Source organism: Burkholderia sp. 22313 (genome assembly GCF_052045245.1).
Taxonomy (GTDB): domain Bacteria; phylum Pseudomonadota; class Gammaproteobacteria; order Burkholderiales; family Burkholderiaceae; genus Burkholderia.
The window spans coordinates 203,495-222,273 of record NZ_JBQEON010000004.1 but is presented as its reverse complement, the minus strand read 5'-3'; the positions used below and the strand labels follow the sequence as shown (position 1 = coordinate 222,273).

Sequence of the window (18,779 nt, the reverse complement as noted above, 5' to 3'; positions counted from 1 at the left end):
AGGTCCTACGATGAACACCCGATTCCTTGCGCGCGGCGCCGTCGCGGTCGCCGTGGCGGCTGCCCTGTCCGCCGGCTATGTCGCAGGCACCCGCCGTGCCGATCCGCAGATCATCACGCCCGCACAGGCCGCCGCGCTGATGCCGGCCGAGGCCGCGGCCAAGACCGGCATCCCCGATTTCTCCGGGCTGGTCGAGACCTACGGCCCGGCGGTCGTGAACATCAGTGCCAAGCACGTCGTGAAGCAGGTGTCGCGACGGGCGCAGCAGCCGCAGTTGCCGATGGATCCGAGCGACCCGTTCTACCAGTTCTTCAAGCACTTCTACGGCCAGGTGCCGCCGGGCATGGGCGGCGACGCGCAGCCGGACGACCAGCCGAGCGCGAGCCTCGGTTCGGGATTCATCGTCAGCACCGACGGGTACATCCTCACCAACGCGCACGTGATCGACGGCGCGAACGTCGTGACGGTCAAGCTGACCGACAAGCGCGAGTACAAGGCGAAGGTCGTCGGCTCCGACAAGCAGTCCGACGTCGCGGTGCTGAAGATCGACGCAAGCGGCCTGCCGACCGTGAAGATCGGCGACCCGGCGCAAAGCAAGGTCGGCCAGTGGGTCGTCGCGATCGGTTCGCCGTACGGCTTCGACAACACGGTCACGTCCGGCATCATCAGCGCGAAATCGCGCGCGCTGCCCGACGAGAACTACACGCCGTTCATCCAGACCGACGTGCCGGTGAACCCCGGCAACTCGGGCGGCCCGCTGTTCAACCTGCAGGGCGAGGTGATCGGCATCAACTCGATGATCTACTCGCAGACGGGCGGCTTCCAGGGCCTGTCGTTCGCGATCCCGATCAACGAGGCGATCAAGGTCAAGGATGAACTCGTGAAGACGGGCCACGTGAGCCGCGGCCGTCTCGGCGTCGCCGTGCAGGGGCTGAACCAGACGCTCGCGAGCTCGTTCGGGCTGCAGAAGCCGGACGGCGCGCTCGTCAGCTCGGTCGACCCGCACGGCCCGGCCGCGAAGGCCGGCCTGCAGCCGGGCGACGTGATCCTGTCGGTCAACGGTTCGCCGGTCGCCGATTCCACGTCGCTGCCCGCGCAGATCGCGAACCTGAAGCCGGGCTCGAAGGCCGACCTGCAGGTGTGGCGCGACAAGTCGAAGAAGTCGATCAGCGTGACGCTCGGCGCGATGACCGACGCGAAGCTGGCGTCGAACGACGGCGGCCCCGTCGAGCAGGGGCGCCTCGGCGTCGCGGTGCGTCCGCTCACGCCGCAGGAGCGCAGCGCCGCCAACCTGTCGCACGGGCTGATCGTGCAGCAGGCCGGCGGCCCGGCAGCCAGCGCGGGCATCCAGCCCGGCGACGTGATCCTCGCGGTCAACGGCCGCCCGGTCACGAGCCCCGAGCAGTTGCGCGATGCGGTCAAGGGAGCAGGCAACAGTCTTGCTCTCTTGATCCAGCGCGATAATGCACAGATCTTCGTGCCGGTCGACCTGAGCTGACCGGCGGCCGTTGCGGGCCGGCCTGGCCGGCCCTCGCGGGCGCCGCCGGCGTTCGGCCCGTAGTGCTGTGTTCCGACCCGAAAGGAGAGAGCCATGCAATATCTACGCAATGTGTCCCGAATTGCCGCCGCCGCGGCGCTGGCCGCCGGCCTCGCCGCCGCGCCCGGCGCGTACGCGCAATCGGACGAATTGCCGGCGGCGAGCCAGCAGGGCGATGTCAGCTATGTGTCAGGGGGCATCGGCAAGGATCAATCGACAGCCTTCGAGCACAACGAAGCGGCGTGGCCGCTCGCGCTGCGCTTCACCGGCAAGGGCGGCGAGTACCTGGCCGACGTTCATGTGCGGATCGTCGACGGCAAGGGCACCGAGTTGCTGAAGACGGACGCGCGCGGGCCGTACATGCTCGTGAAGCTGCCGCCGGGGCGTTACACCGTGCATGCGTCATACCAGGGCAGCGACGAATCGCGCGCCGTCACGGTCGGCGCGAACGGCGGCGCCAAGGCCGCGTTCCAGTGGAGTGCGCAGTAGCGCGTCGCGCGCGAGCCGGCCCGGGTCGCGCAATCGGACCAACTTTCGCCCATAATGAGAGCCACGGCCCCGTGCCGTGGCTTTTTCGTTTCCTGCGCCCGGCTCGCCTGCCGGGCCGCCCTGAGGAAAAACGATGTCCGATGCCGCCGACCCTCGCCTCGAAATCGTGCCGAACCGCCATCGCGTGCGGGTGATTCATCGCGGCATCACGTACGCCGATTCGCACGGCGCGCTGACCGTGCGCGAATCCGGCCTGCCGGACATCCATTACCTGCCGCGCGGCGACGTCAACATGCACCGGCTTGTGAAGTCGAACGTCACGACGGCCTGCCCGTTGAGAGGCCAGGCCGTGTATTTCGACTTGCAGACCGAAGACGGCGTGATCGAGAGCGCCGCATGGAGCTACGAGGAACCGGGGGCGGCCGCGTCCGCGCTTGCGCACTACGTCGCCTTCGATGTCGCGCGGGTCGACAGTCTCATCGAGACATCCTGATGCGGCGCGCGTTCATCGGGGAGGCATCATGGAACTGAACGACACGTTACGCGTACCGCTCGCGCCGGCTGTCGTGCGGGAGGCGCTCGAGGATCTCGCGTTGCTGCGGGCGAGCTTCGATCATTGCGAATCGTTCGTGAAGCTCGCGCACGGCGAGTTCGCGCTGACGATCACGGTGCCGCTCGGTCCGCTGCGTGCGCGCTACGACGTGCGCGTGCATTCGGCGAGCGAGCAGGGCGATGCGCAAGGGCAGCCGCGTCGCGTGCTCAACTTCAAGGCGCGGGCCGACGGCCTCGGCGCACTGCGCGGCCAGGTCGAGGTCATGCTGCTGCCGGACGGCGATGACGCCGACGCGACGCGCATCGAGTACGTGGTGTGGACGACGGCGAGCGGGCCGCTCGCCGAACTGCCGACCCGGCAGATCGAGAATGCGTTGCGCGAGTGGGCCGACGATTTCTTCCGCGAATTCTGCGCGGTCGTGCAGGCGAAGCACGGTCTCGTACCGAACCGCGCGCGCGCCGGCGCGCAGCGTCGCCAGCATGTGTTCCTGCGGCCGGCGTCGCTGATGGCTGCGGCGAAGCGGCCGCTGCCGCACCTCGGCGGCGCGCTGAGCGGTCGCGCGGCCAGTGCGGTCCATCAGCGCGAATCGGGCCCGCTGCCTGTCTGGGCATGGGCGGCGATCATCGTGTTCGTCGCGCTGCTGCTGTATGCGGCGCGCTGGATCAACGGCGGCTGAGCAACCGCGCCCGCCCGCGCTTGGCCCGGCCGCCCGGCGATGGCGGCGCGGCGGTCACGACCGCGCGTCGGGGCCGGCGCCGCGAAATTCCCTTCGATACGCCGACGGCGACGTGCCGAGCGCGCCCGCGAAATGCTGGCGCAGCGACACGCTCGAGCCATAGCCGGCCGCTTGCGCGATCGCGTCGATCGATTGACCGGTGGTTTCCAGCAGATGTTGCGCCCGCGTGAGACGCTCGGCCTGCAGCCACGCGGTGACGGTCGTGCCCGTGGCCTGACGGAAGTGGCGCGTGAACGTGCGCCGGCTCATCAGCACGCGTTCGGCGAGCGAGTCGACGCCATGTGCGACGTCGAGATGCGCGCGCACCCAGTCGAGCAGGCCCGCGAGCCGCGCGTCGCGCGGATGCGCGGCGACGGGTTGCGGCACGTATTGCGCCTGGCCGCCCTGGCGGTGCGGCGGGATCACGAGGCGGCGCGCGATCTGGTTCGCGGCGTCCGAGCCGAAGCGCCGCCGCACGACATGCAGGCAGCAGTCGAGCCCCGCGGCCGTGCCGGCCGACGTCATCAGATTGCCGTCGTCGACGTACAGCACGTCGGGGTCGAGCTTCACGCGCGGAAAGCGTTGCGCGAAGTCGTCGGCCCATGCCCAGTGCGTCGTGGCCGGCCGCCCGTCGAGCAGCCCGGCCGCGGCGAGCACGTACGCGCCGAGGCACAGGCCGACGACCTGCGCGCCGCGCGCGGCCGCCGCGCGCACCGCATCGACCATGTCCCCCGGCGGCGCTTCGTCCGGATCGCGCCAAGCCGGCACGATGACGATGTCGGCGTCGTCGAGCGCGTCGAGCCCGTGCGGCGCGGTGATCGTGAAGCCGCCGGTGGTCGACAGCGGGCCGCGCTCGGCCGAGCATACGCGGAACTCGAACGTGGGCGCCGCGGCCGCATCGCGCTCCTTGCCGAACACGACGGACGGCACCGACAGGTGGAACGGGCTGATGCCGTCGTACGCGATCACGGCGACGACGGTCGGGGCGGGGGCAACGGACGACGCAGCGGCGCGCATGGCGGGCTCCGGAATGGCGATGGCCCGATTCTATCGAAGAATGGCAATCGGGCCACTGTCCGCGGACGCGATGCGGTCGGACAATGCATCGCATCGCGCTGCTGGCCGCCCCGTTCCGGAGCGGGGCGGCGCCGAACCGGAGCCTGCCATGTCGAATGCCGCGTCGCCGTCCTCTTCCGTTTCCCGTCGTGCGCTGATCGTGATCGATGTCCAGAACGAATACGTGACGGGCAACCTGCCGATCGAATATCCGCCCGTCGACGCATCGCTCGCGAACATCGGCCGTGCGATCGACGCCGCGCACGCGGCCGGCGTGCCGGTGATCGTCGTCCAGCACGTCGCGCCTGCGGGCGCGCCGATCTTCGCGCCGGGCACCGACGGCGTCGCGCTGCATCCGGTCGTCGCCGACCGCCCATACGCACACCTGATCGTGAAGGCGCAGGCCAGCGCGTTCGCCGGCACCGATCTTGGCGCATGGCTCGACGCGCACGGCATCGACACGCTCGCGGTCGCCGGCTACATGACGCACAACTGCAATGCGGCGACGGTCTATCACGCGGCGCACACGGGGCTGGCCGTCGAGTATCTGGCCGACGCGACCGGTGCGTTGCCGTACGAGAACGACGCGGGCGTGGCGAGCGCCGAAGCGATTCACCGCGCGTACTCGGTGGTGTTCCAGTCGAATTTCGCGGCGGTGATGTCGACCGGCGCATGGATCGCGGGGCTCGGCGGCGCGGCGATGCCGACCTGCGATTCGGTGGCCGCGTCGAACCGGCGGGCTCGCGCGCGACGCGCGAAGGCGGCCTGAGCGAAGCGGGGAGAGCAGGGGGAATTGGGCGGGCTGGGCGGGCTGGGCGGCATGGCCGCCGCCCGCGCGCGGCCGGATCGACCGGCCGACGGCGATGAAACGGCGCGCCCTGCGCCGTCGCTGGCGGATGGGTCCGTCAGTCGCCCGTCTTCAGCATCGCGGGGCTGTAGCGCATCATGTCGAAGCAGCCGTCGACGAGCTGTTCCGCATGCTGCTCGGCGTCGATCTCGTCGGGCAGCATCAGCATGTCGCGCACGAAACCGCTGACGAGCGTGTGCAGCATCAGCGTCGCGCGCCACGTGTCGAGCCGCTCGGGCAGCAGCTTGAGCCGCACGGCGCCGGCGAGATCGGCGTCGATCGCATGCAGCGCCTCGCTCATCCCCGCGCGGTTACGCTGCAGCAGCGGTTCCATGTCGGCGACGTATTCGCACTTCATGAACAGGATGCTGAACACGCGCCGCAACTGCGAGTCGCGCTGCACGCCGAGCAGGCACCAGATCAGGATCTTGCGGATCTTGTCGAGCGGATTGCCGCCGGGCGCGTCGAGCGGCATCCGCTTGAGTTCGTCGATCGGCAGGAACACGCGGTCGAACATCGCGTCGAACAGCTCGCTCTTGTTCGCGAAATGCCAGTAGATCGCGCCGCGCGTCACGCCGGCGTGCTGGGCGATGTCCGCGAGCGACGTGTGCGACACGCCTTTCTCGAAGAACACGTGTTCGGCGGCGTCGAGAATGCGGTTGCGCGTCTCGAGTGCCTCCTCCTTGGTGCGTCTGACCATGTGCAGGCCTGAATGAATCGATCGTAGGTGAATATAGGGTCTGCAACCCTCGTCGCGGTATCGCGGAGCCGCTATGCTTGCGATTGGTAATAATTCGTAAGACTTGACGGTTGGCGGCGGGTGCGCGGGCTTTTTACATACATTCGTGAATGTATATACAATACCACCCTACGATCGAATGACCCAAGTGGCAATCAGTTAATATCCCACTCTGCTGATTCCCGCCAAAGTAATAGTCCGCAGTTCGCGGCATCTCGTCGGCATGGAGGTCTCGTGCCGACTTGCTGTATCCAGTAGTCCAGTAATTCAGGTGTTCGATCTGCGCCGCAAGGCGCATCCGTGCGCGCTCCCGCTGGGCGCTGCACTCATTCCATTGGTTACACACAGAGGTCGCTCCATGCGCGTCGAACGGGTTCCATACCGCTTGATCACTGTCGCGGCAGCCGCGGTTTTCCTGGCTGCCTGCGGAAAAAAAGAATCGGCACCGCCGCCGCAAACGCCGGAAGTCGGCGTCGTCACCGTCCAGCCGCAAAACGTACCGGTCTTCACCGAACTGCCGGGCCGCACCAGTGCGTTCCTCGTCGCGCAGGTGCGCGCACGGGTCGACGGCATCGTGCTGCGCCGTGAATTCACCGAAGGCAGCGACGTCAAGGCCGGCCAGCGCCTCTACAAGATCGACCCGGCGCCGTACATTGCCGCGCTGAACAGCGCGAAGGCGACGCTCGCGAAGGCGCAGGCGAATCTCGTCACCCAGAACGCGCTGGTCGCACGCTACAAGGTGCTGGTGGCCGCGAACGCGGTCAGCAAGCAGGAATACGACAACGCGGTGGCCACGCAAGGCCAGGCCGCGGCGGACGTCGCAGCCGGCAAGGCCGCGGTCGACACCGCGCAGATCAACCTCGGCTATACGGACGTCGTGTCGCCGATCACCGGCCGCGTCGGTATTTCGCAAGTGACGCCGGGCGCGTACGTGCAGGCGAGCCAGGCGACGCTGATGTCGACGGTGCAGCAGCTCGATCCGGTCTATGTCGACCTCACGCAGTCGAGCCTCGACGGGCTGAAGCTGCGCCAGGACGTGCAGAGCGGCCGCCTGAAGACGACCGGTCCGGGCGCGGCGAAGGTGTCGCTGATCCTCGAGGACGGCAAGACCTATTCGGAAGCCGGCAAGCTGCAGTTCTCGGACGTGACGGTCGACCAGGCCACGGGCTCGGTCACCATCCGCGCGGTGTTCCCGAACCCGGGCCGCGTGCTGCTGCCGGGGATGTTCGTGCGCGCGCGGATCGAGGAAGGCGTGAACGAGAACGCGTTCCTGGTGCCGCAGATCGGTGTCACGCATGACCAGAAGGGCCAGGCGGTCGCGATGGTCGTGAACGCGAGCAACAAGGTCGAGCCGCGGCCGCTGAAGACGACCGGCATGCAGGGTCAGAACTGGGTCGTCGAGGGTGGCCTGGAAGCGGGCGACCGCGTGATCGTGCAGGGCGTCGACAAGGTGCGTCCGGGCGCGACGGTGAAGTCGGTCGCGGCGCAACTGCCGGCCGCGGATGCCGCCTCGGGTGCCGCCGCATCCGCCGCGCCGGCCGCCGCCGGTTCGGGCGCCGCAGCCGCCTCGGGCGCCGCCGCTTCGGGTGCAGCGCCGGCGAGCGCCGCGGCTGCTTCGAGCGCGCAATAACAGGGGGCCTGTTTCATGGCAAAGTTTTTTATCGATCGCCCGATCTTCGCGTGGGTGATCGCCATCATCCTGATGCTGGCCGGGGTCGCGGCGATCTTCACGCTGCCGATCGCGCAGTATCCGACGATCGCGCCGCCATCGATCCAGATCACCGCGAACTACCCGGGCGCTTCCGCGAAGACGGTGGAAGACACGGTGACGCAGGTGATCGAGCAGCAGATGAGCGGTCTCGACAACTTCCTGTACATGTCGTCGACGAGTGACGACTCGGGCAACGCGACGATCACGCTGACCTTCGCGCCGGGCACCAACGCCGACATCGCGCAGGTCCAGGTGCAGAACAAGCTGTCGCTCGCGACGCCGGTTCTGCCGCAGGTCGTGCAGCAGCTCGGCCTGTCGGTGACGAAGTCGAGCAGCAGCTTCCTGCTGGTGCTCGCCTTCAACTCCGAAGACGGCAGCATGAACAAGTACGACCTCGCGAACTTCGTGGCGTCGCACGTGAAGGATCCGATCAGCCGGTTGAACGGCGTCGGTACCGTCACGCTGTTCGGCTCGCAGTACGCGATGCGGATCTGGCTCGACCCGACCCGCCTGACCAACTACGGCCTCACGCCGGTCGACGTGACGACCGCGATCACCGCGCAGAACGTGCAGATCGCGGGCGGCCAGATCGGCGGCACGCCGGCCAAGCCGGGCACCGTGCTGCAGGCGACGATCACCGAATCGACGCTGCTGCAGACGCCCGAGCAGTTCGGCAACATCCTGCTGAAGGTCAACCAGGACGGCTCGCAGGTTCGCCTGAAGGACGTCGCGAAGATCGAGCTCGGCGGCGAAAACTACAACTTCGACACGAAGTACAACGGTCAGCCGACCGCGGCACTCGGTATCCAGCTCGCGACCAACGCGAACGCGCTCGCGACCGCGAAGGCCGTGCGCGCGAAGATCGACGAGCTCGCACCGTTCTTCCCGCACGGCCTCGTCGTGAAGTATCCGTACGACACGACGCCGTTCGTGAAGCTGTCGATCGAGGAAGTGGTCAAGACGCTGCTCGAAGGTATCGTGCTCGTGTTCCTTGTGATGTATCTGTTCCTGCAGAACCTGCGGGCGACGATCATCCCGACGATCGCGGTGCCGGTGGTGCTGCTCGGCACGTTCGCGATCATGTCGCTGGTGGGCTTCTCGATCAACACGCTGTCGATGTTCGGCCTCGTGCTCGCAATCGGCCTGCTGGTGGACGATGCGATCGTGGTGGTGGAGAACGTCGAACGGGTGATGGCGGAAGAGGGCTTGTCACCGAAGGAGGCGACCCGCAAGGCGATGGGCCAGATCACCGGCGCACTCGTCGGCGTGGCGCTCGTGCTGTCGGCGGTGTTCGTGCCGGTCGCGTTCTCCGGCGGTTCGGTCGGCGCGATCTATCGTCAGTTCTCGCTGACGATCGTGTCGGCGATGGTGCTGTCGGTGCTGGTCGCGTTGATTCTGACGCCCGCACTGTGCGCGACGATCCTCAAGCCGATCCCGCAGGGCCATCACGAAGAGAAGAAGGGCTTCTTCGGCTGGTTCAACCGCACGTTCAACAACAGCCGCGACAAGTACCACGTCGGCGTGCACCACGTGATCAAGCGCTCGGGCCGCTGGCTCATCATCTATCTGGTCGTGATCGTCGCGGTCGGGCTGCTGTTCGTGCGCCTGCCGAAGTCGTTCCTGCCCGATGAAGACCAGGGCCTGATGTTCGTGATCGTGCAGACGCCGTCGGGTTCGACGCAGGAAACGACCGCGAAGACGCTCGCGAACATTTCCGACTACCTGCTGAAGGACGAGAAGGAAATCGTCGAGTCCGCGTTCACGGTCAACGGCTTCAGCTTCGCCGGCCGCGGCCAGAACTCCGGTCTCGTGTTCGTGAAGCTGAAGGACTACTCGCAGCGTCAGCACGCGAACCAGAAGGTCCAGGCGCTGATCGGCCGGATGTTCGGACGCTACGCGGGCTACAAGGACGCGATCGTGATCCCGTTCAACCCGCCGTCGATTCCGGAACTCGGCACGGCCGCCGGCTTCGACTTCGAGCTGACGGACAACGCGGGTCTTGGTCACGATGCGCTGATGGCCGCGCGTAACCAGCTGCTCGGGATGGCCTCGAAGGATCCGACGCTGCAGGGCGTGCGTCCGAACGGGCTGAACGACACGCCGCAGTACAAGGTCGACATCGATCGCGAGAAGGCGAACGCGCTCGGCGTGACGGCGGATGCGATCGACCAGACGTTCTCGATCGCGTGGGCGTCGAAGTACGTGAACAACTTCCTGGATACGGACGGCCGGATCAAGAAGGTGTACGTGCAGTCGGACGCACCGTTCCGGATGACCCCGGAAGACATGAACATCTGGTACGTGCGCAACGGGTCGGGCGGGATGGTGCCGTTCAGCGCGTTCGCGACCGGTCACTGGACGTATGGTTCGCCGAAGCTCGAGCGCTACAACGGCGTGTCGGCGATGGAAATCCAGGGTCAGGCCGCACCGGGCAAGTCGACCGGTCAGGCGATGACCGCGATGGAAGGGCTCGCGAAGAAGCTGCCGGTCGGTATCGGCTATTCGTGGACCGGCCTGTCGTTCCAGGAAATCCAGTCGGGCTCGCAGGCGCCGATCCTGTACGCGATCTCGATCCTGGTCGTGTTCCTGTGTCTCGCGGCACTGTATGAAAGCTGGTCGATCCCGTTCTCGGTGATCATGGTGGTGCCGCTCGGCGTGGTCGGCGCACTGCTCGCGGCGACGATGCGCGGCCTCGAGAACGACGTGTTCTTCCAGGTCGGCCTGTTGACCACGGTGGGCTTGTCCGCGAAGAACGCGATCCTGATCGTCGAGTTCGCACGCGAACTGCAGATGACGGAGAAGATGGGGCCGATCGAGGCCGCGCTGGAAGCCGCGCGCCTGCGGCTGCGTCCGATCCTGATGACGTCGCTCGCGTTCATTCTCGGCGTGATGCCGCTCGCGATCAGCAACGGCGCGGGTTCGGCCAGCCAGCACGCGATCGGTACCGGCGTGATCGGCGGGATGATCACGGCGACGTTCCTCGCGATCTTCATGATCCCGATGTTCTTCGTGAAGATCCGCGCGATCTTCAGCGGCGAGAAGGAAGACGTCGACGAGGCGCTGCGCCTGGCTCAGGAGCACTCGCACCACGAAGAGACGCCGGGCAACGGCGACGAAGGCAACAAGGGACAGTGATGATGCAAAAACACGCTTTGACTGCAATCGCGGTCGCGCTCCTTGCCACGGGCTGCACGATGGCGCCGCATTACACGCGGCCCGATGCACCCGTCGCGCAGGCGTACCCGGCCGGCGGCGTCTATGCGACGCAGCCGGGTGCTGCCGGCGCGCGCAGCGCGAACGGGCAAGCTGCGACCGCCATCGGCTGGCGCGAGTTCTTCGTCGATCCGCGCCTGCAGCGGCTGATCGAAATCGCGCTGAAGAACAACCGCGACCTGCGGGTCGCGGTGCTGAACATCGAGGCGTCGCGCGCGCAGTACCAGATCACGCGCGCCGGTTTGTTCCCGACGCTCGACGGCACCGGTACGGGCAACATCCAGCGCGTGCCGCGCGGCATTTCGCAGACGGGGCAGCCGTACATCTCGCGCACCTACAACGTCGGCGCGTCCGCGTCGTGGGAGCTCGACCTGTTCGGCCGCGTGCAGAGCCTGAAGGACCAGGCGCTCGCGCAGTACCTGGCGACGTCGTACGCACGGCAGGCCACCGAGATTTCGCTCGTGTCGCAAGTCGCGGATCAGTATCTGACGCTGCTGTCGACCGACGACCTGCTGCAGGTCACGGAGAACACGCTGAAGTCCGCTCAGGCGCAGTACGACCTGACGAAGCTGCAGTTCGACAACGGCACGGGCTCCGAGCTCGACCTGCGTCAGGCGCAGACGGTGGTCGAGACGGCGCTCGCGAACCAGCAGGCGCAGGCGCGTGCGCGTGCGCAGGCGCTGAACGCGCTCGTGCTGCTGATCGGCGAGCCGCTGCCGGACGATCTGCCGGCGGGCATGCCGCTCGACGCGCAGAACCTGCTGACCGACGTGCCGGCCGGTCTGCCGTCCGACCTGCTGACGCGTCGTCCGGACGTGATGCAGGCCGAGCAGACGCTGCTCGCCGCGAACGCGAACATCGGTGCGGCACGCGCGGCATTCTTCCCGCGCATCTCGCTGACGGGCGCGTTCGGCACCGCGAGCCCGACGCTCGGCGGCCTGTTCAAGGCCGGCACGGCGGCGTGGTCGTTCGCGCCGCAGATCACGATGCCGATCTTCGAAGGCGGGCAGAACCTCGCGAACCTCAACCTCGCAAACGTGCAGAAGCGCATCGAGATCGCCAACTACGAGAAGGCGATCCAGTCGGCGTTCCGCGAAGTGTCCGACGGGCTGGCAGCACGCGGCACATACGACCAGCAGATCGCCGCGCTCGAGCGCAACGAGCACGCGCAGCAGCGCCGCTTCGATCTGTCGGACCTGCGCTACAAGAACGGGGTCGACAGCTACCTGTCGGTGCTGACTGCGCAGACCGATCTGTACTCGGCACAGCAGACGCTGATCAGTGCGCGTCTGGCACGCTGGACGAACCTCGTCGATCTGTACCGCTCGCTCGGCGGCGGCTGGATCCAGCACGCGGGCGAGACGCCGCGTGCGCCGGACCAGACGGTCGACTACGACAAGGCGGCCGCGCCGGCGCCTGCGTCGGCAGCGGCGACGAACGGGTAAGCGCGACGGCGGGCTGGCGCGGGCGACCGCACCGGTTCGCTGGCGTCGCGGCTCCCGCGATGCGACAACGCCACGGACGAAAGTCCGTGGCGTTTTTTTTGCCGTGTCCGGTTCGGCGCATGCGGAGAGGAAGGGCGGCGGCAGGCGGCCGGCTCGCGCCGACCATCGCCTCGCTGCGCCGCGCCCCACCAGGCAAAACGCCACGGCAAGCCGTGGCGTTTGTCCTTTACCGTGCTGCGCCGTGCTTCGGCGCGTCCCGACAGGGCGGATCAGTGATGCACGTCGGCCGCGCGTCCGTCGAAGTCATGGCCTGCGCGACGGATCTCGCACTTCGCGTCCTTCTCGCCCTTCACGCCGTTGAACACGATGTTCAGGATCACGGCCGTGGCCGATGCGAGCAGGATGCCGCTGTGCAGGATCGGTGCGAGGGCGGGCGGCAGCTTCGAGAAGAAGTGCGGCGACACGACCGGCACGAGGCCCATGCCGACGCTCACGGCGACGATGAACAGGTTGTGCGAGTTGTTCACGAAGTCGACCTTCGACAGCACCTTGATGCCGTTTGCCGCGACCATCCCGAACATCACGATGCCTGCGCCGCCGAGCACGAACGGCGGCACCGACGCGACGACCTGCGCCATCTTCGGGAACAGGCCGAGCAGCACCAGGATCACGCCGCCCGTCGCGCAGACGAACCGGCTCTTCACACCCGTCACGCCGATCAGGCCGACGTTCTGCGAGAACGACGTATGCGGGAACGAGTTGAAGATGCCGCCGATCAGCGTGCCGAGGCCGTCGACGCGCAGGCCGCGCACCAGGCGCTCCTGGTCGACCGGGCGATCGACCATGTCGCCGACCGCGAGGAACATGCCGGTCGACTCGATGAACGTGACGAACATCACCGTGACCATCGTCGCGATCGACAGCGGGTCGAAGTGCGGCAGGCCGAAGTGGAACGGCATCACGAAGCCGACCCACGGTGCGTGCGCGACGCCGTCGGTATTCACGCGACCGATCGCAAACGCGATCACGAAGCCGGCGACGATGCCGAGCAGCACCGAGATGTTCGCGAGGAAGCCGCGACCGTACTTGTTGATCAGCAGGATCAGCGTGAGCACGAGCAGCGACAGGCCGAGGTAGACGGGGCTGCCGTATTCGGGGTTGCCGACGCCGCCGGCCGCCCAGTTGATCCCGACTTCCATCAGCGACAGTCCGATCACCGCGATCACGGTGCCGACGACGACCGGCGGGAAGAACCGCAACAGCTTGCCGATCATCGGCGCGAGCACGATGCCGATGATGCCGGCCGCGATGGTCGAGCCGAAGATGTCGAGAATGCCGAGGCCGGGGTTGGTGCCGATCGCGAGCATCGGGCCGACTGCCGCGAACGTGCAGCCCATGATGACGGGCAGGCGGATCCCGAAGATCCACAGGCCGAGCGTCTGGATCAGCGTGGCGATGCCGCACGAAAACAGATCGGCGCTGATCAGGAACGCGATCTGGTCTTTCGGCAGCTTCAGCGCGCCGCCAACGATAAGCGGCACGGCGACAGCGCCGGCGTACATGACGAGGACGTGCTGGAGACCAAGCGTTACAAGCTTGCCGGTCGGCAGCACCTCATCGCACGGATGGACCGTGTTCGATTGCATCTGTCTCACTCCATGATCTTGTTTTCGGGGTGATACGAAGTTATGCGGAATGCACCATCGCAACAAGAGCGCTGGGTTCTATTCCGTTCTTTGCTGGTTCGATATGCCAATTGGGCATGAAACAGGGTGTCGATCATCGGAAACTGCCGCTGGAGTGAGGTTTCCGGGTTTTATAGCCCTTCAAAATAGTGCGGGCCCCCATGCCAAATATCGGCGGCTTTATGGTGTGTATCGCGATTGCGGCATAGTGGCAAAAACGACCGGTGAAAAATCGTGCCGGGTTAACCCGCGAGCGGCCGTTTTGGCCGGCACGGTGCAGCCGGATGGAACCGGCCGTGCGCAGTCGCGTTTTCGCAGCGCCCGCGCGGCCGGCAACTACTGCGTAAATCGGGCCGCATGTCGCGATCCCGCTATCATCGTCATCCGTCCACTCGAATACCTGATCCCGTCATGCGCCTGCTCGGAATCGACCTCGGTACCGGCTCCGTCAAACTCGTCACGCTCGATGCCGATGGCGTCGAGCGCGCGGTCGCGAGCGAACCCTATGCGTTGTCGTCGCCGCAGCCCGGCTGGGCCGAGATCGCGCCCGACGTGTGGTGGCAGGCGCTCGTGCGCGCCGCCGCGCGGCTGCCGGCCGGCGAGCGCGAGCAGGTCGCCGCGATCGGCTTCTCCGGCCAGATGCATGGCGTCGTGCCGATCGACGCGGCCGGGCAGCCGGTGCGGCCTGCGATGCTGTGGCCCGATACGCGCGCGGTGCGCGAAGCGGACGCGGCCGACTGGCCGGATGCCGGTATGCCCGTCGCCGGTATGTCCGTCGCCGGTATGCCCGTCGCACCGAACCCGGTCGCGCCCGGGATGGCGGGGCCGCTGTTGCGCTGGCTGGCCGCACACGAACCGCAGGCACTGCGGGCCGCGCGCTGGGCCGTGCAGCCGAAGGACTGGCTGCGCGTCGCGCTCGGCGGCGAGGTCGCGGCCGATCCGAGCGACGCGTGCGCGACCGCGCTCGCGACGCCGGACGGCGCATGGGATACGGCGCTGATCGATACGCTGGGCTTGCCGGCCGACCGGTTCGCGCCGGTGCGTGCGTCGAGCGCGCGCTGCGGCGTGCTCGATGCAACAGCCGCGGCGGCACTCGGGCTGCCGGCCGGCGTGCCGCTTGCGACGGGGGCGGCCGATACCGCGTGCGCGGCACTCGGCAGCGGGCTCGTCGCAGCCGGAGACGCGCTGCTGACCACCGGCAGCGGCGGCCAGATCGTCGTGCTCGCGGATGCGTTGCCGCCCGCGCGGCGCGGGCTGCATCGCTATCGCACGGCGGCCGGCGGCGGCTATTACACGATGGCCGCGATGCAGAACGTCGGGCTCGCGCTCGAAGCCGTGCGCGGCTGGCTTGGCTATCCGGGCTGGCCGGACGCATACGACGACGCGTTCGCGCAGCCGGCGTCCGGGCGGCTTTGCTTTCTGCCGTACCTGACGGGCGAACGGTCGCCGTGGATGAATCCCGATGCGCGCGGCGGCTGGCTCGGCCTCGGGCTCGGCGACACGCGCGGTGCGATGATGCGTGCCGCCTTCGAAGGCGTCGCGTTCGCATTGCGCGCGGGGCTCGATGCGATTCGCGACGCGAACCGGGCCGATCCGGTGACGACGCTGCGCCTCGCCGGCGGCGGCTCGGTTGATCCGCGCTGGCGCCAGTTGCTCGCGGATGCGCTGGGCGCGTCGCTCGACGCGGTCGACTGCCCGAACGCCGCGACGCGCGGCGCCGCGTTGCTCGCGGGCGTCGCGATCGGGCACTGGCGCGAAGACGCGCTGCGCATGCTGGCGCCGGCCGCATCGCCAGTGGCCGCGCCGCGCGACGATCGTGCGCTGGCCGCGCGCCACGCGCGTTTCATCGATCTGTATGCGCGAACGGATGCGTGGTTTGCGACCGGCGTTTAAACTCGGGCACGTGTCGTGTTGCGTCAGCGGTGACGCACCGTGGCAAGCCGGCGGCTGTTTCGCGCGCGCGATGCGCGGCGCGATCGGCGATCATGGCGAGCACGATGCGGTTTTGCGGTGTCGGATGCGAACCCGCACGGCACGCCTTGACCTGATCTCGCACGTGCGCCGCTCACGAAGCTCCGCGGCGGCGCCCACCCGATGAAGACGGGCGAATCGTTTCGCCCGATCGTGCTGTATTGAACGGAAGGGAATCCCATGCTCGAACTCGTTTCTTCGCATGCTTGCCACGGCGGCGAGCAACGCTTCTATCGCCACGATTCGAAGGCGATCGGCCTGCCGATGAAGTTCTCGGTGTACCTGCCGCCGCAGGCCGCGCACGGTCGCGTGCCGGCGCTGTTCTACCTCGCGGGGCTCACGTGCACCGACGAGACTTTCGCGATCAAGGGCGGCGCGCAGCAGTACGCGGCGCAGCACGGTATCGCGCTCGTGATGCCCGATACGAGCCCGCGCGGCGCGGGTGTGCCGGGCGAAACCGATGCGTGGGATTTCGGCGTCGGCGCGGGCTTCTATGTCGACGCGACGCAAGCGCCGTGGTCGACGCATTACCGGATGGAGTCGTACGTGACGGGCGAGCTGCGCGAGCTCGTCGCGGCCGCGCTGCCGATCGACGGCGCGCGGCTCGGGATCTTCGGTCACTCGATGGGCGGGCATGGCGCGCTGACGCTCGCGTTGCGCCATCCGGACCTGTACCGGTCGGTGTCGGCGTTCGCGCCGATCGCCGCGCCGACGCGCTGCCCGTGGGGCGAGAAGGCGTTCTCGGGATACCTCGGCGCCGATCGCGAAGCGTGGAAGCAGCACGACGCGAGCGAACTCGTCGCGCGCGCGGATGCACCGAAGTTCGCTGGCGGCATCCTCGTCGATCAGGGCCTCGCCGATCAGTTCCTCGCGAACCAGCTGAACCCCGACGTATTCGAAGCGGCGTGCGAGAAGGCCGGCCAGCCGCTGACGCTGCGCCGCCATGAAGGCTACGACCACGGCTACTACTTCATCTCGACGTTCATCGCCGATCACATCGCGCATCATGCGCGGGTGTTGGCGCGATGAGCGCAGCAAGCAGGCAACGCGTACCTCGCGCGCCGCAAATCGTGCGCGCATGAAAAAACGCCGGTACTGCCCGTCGGGCATGCCGGCGTTTTCGTTGTGGCCATTCGACGCGATCAGCGGCGCCGCAACAAGCTCGCCCCATACACAAGCCCGGACAGCGCGGTGATCCAGAAGCTCGTCGGCCAGTCGGTGTGATACGCGAGCGCGATCCCGGCCCACGCCTCGAACAGCGCGAACAGCGCGGCGAGCACCACGCCGGTCGACAGCCGCGTCGACACGTTCTGAGCGGCCGCGGCCGGCCCGACGAGCAGCGTGAACACCAGCAGCACGCCGACGATCTGCGTTGCGGCGGCCACTGCGAGCGCACACACCGCGAGAAACAGCATCGATACCGTGCGCAGCGACACCCCCTTCGCTTCGGCCAGCTCGGGCTGCAGCGACGCGAACAGCAGCGGCCGTGCGATCAGCGCCAGCGCGACGAGGCTCACCGCGCCGATGCCGGCCAGCACCGCGAGCGTGTCGTGGCTGACCGCGAGCACGTTGCCGAACAGCAGCGCGGTGACCTGCGTCGCGAACGACGTGTAGAAGTGCAGGAACAGCAGCCCGAAGCCGAGCGCGCCCGACAGGATCACGCCGATCGCGACGTCGCGGCCCGCGAGCCGTTCGCCGAGCGCGCCCATCCCGATCCCGGCCGCAAGCGTGAAGCCGACCATCCCCCAGATCGGCGAGATGCCGAGCAGCACCGCGCCGGTCGCGCCGGTGAAGCCGACGTGCGACAGCGCGTGGCCGGCGAAGGTCTGTCCGCGCAGCACCAGGAAGTAGCCGACGATGCCCGCGAGCACCGCGACGATCCCCGACGCGGCGAACGCGTTGATCATGAAGTCGTATTCAAACATCGTGCGAATGCCCGGGATGAGCGTGTCCGTGGTGGTGATGGTCGTGGCCGCCGCCGCTGCCGTGCGAGTGACCGTCGTCGTCCTCGTGTTCGTGATCGTGCTTTTCGATCTCGACGTCGCCCGACATCACGAAGATCTTGCCGTTCACGCGCATCACGTCGATCGGCGAGCCGTAGAGCCGCGACAGCACGGGCCGGGTGATCACCTCGTCGACGGTGCCGAGCGCCGCGACGCCGTTGCCGAGATACAGCACACGGTCGAGCGCGTTCAGCAGCGGATTCAGTTCGTGCGCGGAAAACAGCACGGTGATGCCGAGCTCGCGCTGCACGTTGCGCACGAGTTCGACGACGCCGCGCTGGTGGTTCGGGTCGAGGCTGATCAGCGGCTCGTCGAGCAGCAGCAGCTTCGGGCTGCCGAGCAGGCATTGCGCGAGCAGCAGGCGCTGCCGCTCGCCGCCCGACAGTTCCGACAGCGGCCGGCGCGCGAGCGTCGGACCGCCGACGAGATCGAGCACGCGATCGACATCGCGGCGCGTCGCGGCGTTCGTGTGCGGCAGCCCCCAGCGGTGGCCGTCAGCGGCCATCGCGACGAAGTCGTAACCGCGCATCCGGCGATTCGCGAGGCCGCTCCTGATCTGCGGCATGTAGCCGATCGATGCGTTGCCGCGCACGACCGGCACGCCGCCGACCGACAGCGTGCCGCCCGTGACGGGCACGAGGCCGAGCACCGCGCGCATCAGTGTCGTCTTGCCCGCGCCGTTGGGCCCGAGCACGCCGACGAATTCGCCGGGTTCGATCGAGAAGCTGACGTCGCGCAGGATCGTGCGGCCGCCCAGTTCGAGCGTGACGCGATCGAGGGCGAGTGCGTGAGGAGTGGCGGTCATTTCGTAGGGT

Annotated in this window: 15 protein-coding genes; 10 read left to right on the top strand and 5 right to left on the bottom strand. The window is 67.9% G+C overall.

The window, feature by feature from the left end:
* Nucleotides 1-10 precede the first annotated feature (10 nt).
* From ACTJKF_RS05865 to ACTJKF_RS05850, 4 genes are all read left to right on the top strand, one after another.
* Complete coding sequence (locus ACTJKF_RS05865; protein WP_440622616.1) at nt 11-1,498, top strand: DegQ family serine endoprotease; 1,488 nt, start codon at nt 11-13, stop codon at nt 1,496-1,498.
* A gap of 93 nt (nt 1,499-1,591) precedes the next feature.
* Entirely contained in the window at nt 1,592-2,026 is a 435-nt protein-coding gene (locus ACTJKF_RS05860) for a carboxypeptidase-like regulatory domain-containing protein (protein WP_440622615.1), read from the top strand.
* Nucleotides 2,027-2,159: 133 nt separating this feature from the next.
* The gene (locus ACTJKF_RS05855) at nt 2,160-2,519 is read left to right on the top strand and encodes a DUF427 domain-containing protein (protein ID WP_440622614.1); all 360 of its coding nucleotides are present in this window, start codon (nt 2,160-2,162) and stop codon (nt 2,517-2,519) included.
* A 28-nt stretch (nt 2,520-2,547) separates the two neighbouring features.
* Nucleotides 2,548-3,255: a CoxG family protein gene (locus ACTJKF_RS05850; protein WP_440622613.1), complete on the top strand. Its 708-nt coding sequence runs from the start codon at nt 2,548-2,550 to the stop codon at nt 3,253-3,255.
* Nucleotides 3,256-3,309: 54 nt separating this feature from the next.
* On the opposite strand, the gene ACTJKF_RS05845 is transcribed toward ACTJKF_RS05850, so the two are convergent.
* Nucleotides 3,310-4,311, bottom strand: coding sequence for a helix-turn-helix domain-containing protein (locus tag ACTJKF_RS05845; protein WP_440622612.1), 1,002 nt, complete (start codon nt 4,309-4,311; stop codon nt 3,310-3,312).
* 148 nt (nt 4,312-4,459) lie between these two features.
* Between ACTJKF_RS05845 and ACTJKF_RS05840 the strand changes: the two genes are divergently transcribed.
* The gene (locus ACTJKF_RS05840) at nt 4,460-5,119 is read left to right on the top strand and encodes a cysteine hydrolase family protein (protein WP_440622611.1); all 660 of its coding nucleotides are present in this window, start codon (nt 4,460-4,462) and stop codon (nt 5,117-5,119) included.
* A gap of 136 nt (nt 5,120-5,255) precedes the next feature.
* Here ACTJKF_RS05840 and ACTJKF_RS05835 read toward each other — a convergent pair whose 3' ends face one another.
* Nucleotides 5,256-5,897: a TetR family transcriptional regulator gene (locus tag ACTJKF_RS05835; protein ID WP_166725180.1), complete on the bottom strand. Its 642-nt coding sequence runs from the start codon at nt 5,895-5,897 to the stop codon at nt 5,256-5,258.
* Nucleotides 5,898-6,294: 397 nt separating this feature from the next.
* Here ACTJKF_RS05835 and ACTJKF_RS05830 point away from each other — a divergent pair, with 397 nt between their 5' ends.
* The 3 genes from ACTJKF_RS05830 to ACTJKF_RS05820 are packed head-to-tail and all read left to right on the top strand — an operon-like array spanning nt 6,295 to nt 12,305.
* Nucleotides 6,295-7,566 (top strand): efflux RND transporter periplasmic adaptor subunit, encoded by a 1,272-nt coding sequence (locus ACTJKF_RS05830; RefSeq protein ID WP_440622610.1) that lies wholly within the window; start codon nt 6,295-6,297, stop codon nt 7,564-7,566.
* A gap of 15 nt (nt 7,567-7,581) precedes the next feature.
* A complete protein-coding gene (gene bpeB / locus ACTJKF_RS05825) occupies nt 7,582-10,782 on the top strand; it encodes an efflux RND transporter permease BpeB (protein WP_440622609.1) in 3,201 nt (1,066 codons plus the stop codon).
* A complete protein-coding gene (locus ACTJKF_RS05820; protein WP_440622608.1) occupies nt 10,782-12,305 on the top strand; it encodes an efflux transporter outer membrane subunit in 1,524 nt (507 codons plus the stop codon). Before bpeB ends, ACTJKF_RS05820 begins: the two co-directional genes overlap by 1 nt.
* A gap of 269 nt (nt 12,306-12,574) precedes the next feature.
* Here the strand turns inward: ACTJKF_RS05820 and ACTJKF_RS05815 are convergent, their stop codons facing one another.
* Nucleotides 12,575-13,951, bottom strand: a complete 1,377-nt coding sequence (locus tag ACTJKF_RS05815) for a nucleobase:cation symporter-2 family protein (RefSeq protein ID WP_440622606.1) — start codon at nt 13,949-13,951, stop codon at nt 12,575-12,577.
* Nucleotides 13,952-14,401: 450 nt separating this feature from the next.
* Between ACTJKF_RS05815 and ACTJKF_RS05810 the strand changes: the two genes are divergently transcribed.
* Nucleotides 14,402-15,883: a xylulokinase gene (locus ACTJKF_RS05810; RefSeq protein ID WP_440622605.1), complete on the top strand. Its 1,482-nt coding sequence runs from the start codon at nt 14,402-14,404 to the stop codon at nt 15,881-15,883.
* Between the two features lie 258 nt (nt 15,884-16,141).
* Complete coding sequence (gene fghA, locus ACTJKF_RS05805; RefSeq protein WP_440622604.1) at nt 16,142-16,990, top strand: S-formylglutathione hydrolase; 849 nt, start codon at nt 16,142-16,144, stop codon at nt 16,988-16,990.
* Nucleotides 16,991-17,103: 113 nt separating this feature from the next.
* Here fghA and ACTJKF_RS05800 read toward each other — a convergent pair whose 3' ends face one another.
* Both ACTJKF_RS05800 and ACTJKF_RS05795 read right to left on the bottom strand, forming a co-directional pair.
* The gene (locus ACTJKF_RS05800) at nt 17,104-17,886 is read right to left on the bottom strand and encodes a metal ABC transporter permease (protein ID WP_440622603.1); all 783 of its coding nucleotides are present in this window, start codon (nt 17,884-17,886) and stop codon (nt 17,104-17,106) included.
* The gene (locus tag ACTJKF_RS05795; protein WP_440622602.1) at nt 17,879-18,769 is read right to left on the bottom strand and encodes an ABC transporter ATP-binding protein; all 891 of its coding nucleotides are present in this window, start codon (nt 18,767-18,769) and stop codon (nt 17,879-17,881) included. The genes ACTJKF_RS05800 and ACTJKF_RS05795 overlap by 8 nt, the downstream gene beginning before the upstream one ends.
* Nucleotides 18,770-18,779: the final 10 nt, after the last annotated feature.